We start from the raw sequence: 2,466 nt of genomic DNA on the forward strand, positions 1-2,466 counted from the left end.
TGTCTTTGGATTTATGGTATTAAATTCTTGTGTTGGGTGAATCTATTTATAATCTAAGAGTTCTTTTAAATTAAAAAATGAGCTTTTATCAAATTCGGCTAAAAAAAGACAATAAATATAAGTATAGGGTATTAATATTACCAAGCGAGATAGCGTCTCATATTTCAAACTATCTAGGTTTAATAGAAATTTTATAGTAATATAATAAAACAGATAGAGGGAGAAAATATGAGTGACACTTCGGAAAAAATGAACCAAGCGATGTTTATTTTAAAACAGATTTCAGAGGATACTGCGACCCCCCGTAATATACGCAGAGCAGCAATACAGGCAATGGAGGCGTTGCAGACTGATGAGGACACCCCGGCGGTTAAAGCTTCAAATGCCATATCGGTACTGGACGAAGTTTCACAAGACCCAAATTGCCCGCTACACAGTAGGACAAAAATTTGGAATGCAGTATCAATATTAGAAACAATTAGTGACTAGGAGTATATTTTGGGGATGCTCTGCCAAAGCATAAAAGAGAAACATGTACATGATGATGATTTTTAGTTTAATTGAACACACTTCTACGAGTATCAATCGCATCTAATATATTCCAAACTTTTATAAAATTTTACAATAAAGGTGATGTACACATATTCTTTATTAATTTATATTCACTCAATTTTATTATTGTAGATATACAAAAAAACTATAAGTAACTGAGAAGATTTATTTTTTGGTTTTGCAATTGACTCACCAATCAATATTGATTAAAATTCGAGGAATATATTCCACCTCATTAACTAAAATTCTGCTGGATAATGGATTCGAAATTGCTCAAGCCTCACCAACGCAAAATGAGAGATTCAAGTTAGAGAGCAATAACGCCCAATCGGATATTGATATATTTGATTTTGAAAATAGACAAGGAATAATAATTAATGGAGAAACTAGTAAAGCAATAAAAGTTGAAGAGGTTCTAAAAAAAGAGTTTGAAGATGCGGTATTTAGAAAACCAATTACTAAATTAAATTCAATTTATAAAGCAAAAGTAGTAAAAGTTGAAGGCAATAGAGCATTCTTGGATATTGGCGACTGTAATGCACTTATCTTTAATGAGAGAGTAAGAGAGGGTGAAGAATATTTAGTTGAAATTATTAAAACCGATAAACAATACCCAATAGCCACCACTATGATTTCAATAATCGGAAAATATGCAATATTGATTGAACAAGAAGGCGTGAAAATAAGTAAAAAAATCAGAGATAGAGAAATCAGACAAGAACTATACTCACTAGGAGAGAAAATAAAACCAGAAAACTGGGGAATAATTTTTAGAACCGGAGCAGCAAACCAAAACCCGACCATTTTAATTCAAGAAGTATCTGAACTAGTCGAAAAGGCAAAAAAACTTATGAACCGAAAAAGAGAAGATAAAAGCCCGACCCTTTTATTAGAAGGAATCGAAAACATACTTATCGAATTTACAAGCGAAGATAAGAAAAAACTGGATAAAATTAGACAAGGAATCGTAAAAACGGTTGAACAACATCACTACTATAAATCAATAGGACATGATTACTCCCTGCTCATAGATTTCGCAGAAGAAGTTCTAACAAAACACCCCGAAATGCAAAATAGTATTCTCGAAATTTTAAACAAACTATACACCAAAGAGTTCCCAAAAAGAGGTGACCAAATACTAATCGAACATGTAAAAATAAATGGCTATCAATTCATACTCTCTGGCATACTTACTTACATAGATCCCAGTACAAAACAACTAAATTTAAGAAGACTGTTTAAAGGCGGCGGACACTTTGATGGACTCAACATACCTAAACAAACAGGTGACTACGGAATAACTGAAATCACACTCGGATCCTGGAATCTACAAACAAAATATTACTCAAAAAGCGGAGAATTTAAAGGAACATATTACAACATAAACACCCCTATAGAGTTCTACCCCCCCAATAAACTCAGATACATAGACCTCGCCATAGACGTAGTAAAATGGCCAAATGGTGAGGTAAAAATTATAGATAAAGAAGAACTAATCGAAGCTTGTAAAAATAAAGTAATATCAGAGAAATTAAAAATAAAAGCCGAACAAAAAGCTCAAGAAATATACGAAAAAGCAAAAATAGAAAAAGAAAAGTAGTAGGAAAGCTTTTAAAAAAATATACCTAATCACCTTTTGGAAAATCTAAATAAGAAATATTCATAAGTTAACATAATCTGAAAGCACTGTTCTAATAGATGCGGGAGTGTCCGAGCTAGGTCAAAGCCTAACAGGTGACCAGAGGAGGCAGACAGGGAAAAAATTCCTGGTCAAGGCTCAGGACCTGCTGGCGTAGAGACGCTATGAAAATAGCGCCGCGAATGCCTGCGCGCGTTCAAATCGCGCCTCCCGCACCAACTAGATTTTTGTTTAAATTCAGGTACTTCTATTTATTCTAAATTTTCAGATTGATT

General features: G+C 33.4%; 2 protein-coding genes and 1 tRNA gene. All 3 read left to right on the forward strand.

The genetic code is table 11. The features are described 5' to 3' along the window. Positions 1–228 precede the first annotated feature (228 nt). The 3 genes from ACUVXA_RS19680 to ACUVXA_RS19690 all read left to right on the forward strand — a co-directional run bounded on the left by ACUVXA_RS19680 (position 229) and on the right by ACUVXA_RS19690 (position 2,409). On the forward strand, positions 229–489 hold the full coding sequence (locus ACUVXA_RS19680) for a UPF0147 family protein (RefSeq protein WP_445872994.1): 261 nt from the start codon (positions 229–231) through the stop codon (positions 487–489). A 235-nt stretch (positions 490–724) separates the two neighbouring features. Continuing rightward, complete coding sequence (locus tag ACUVXA_RS19685) at positions 725–2,152, forward strand: DUF402 domain-containing protein (protein WP_445872995.1); 1,428 nt, start codon at positions 725–727, stop codon at positions 2,150–2,152. Positions 2,153–2,252: 100 nt separating this feature from the next. Further along, positions 2,253–2,409 (forward strand) — tRNA-Leu (locus ACUVXA_RS19690). Positions 2,410–2,466 lie beyond the last annotated feature (57 nt).

The organism is Candidatus Jordarchaeum sp. (assembly GCF_052745115.1).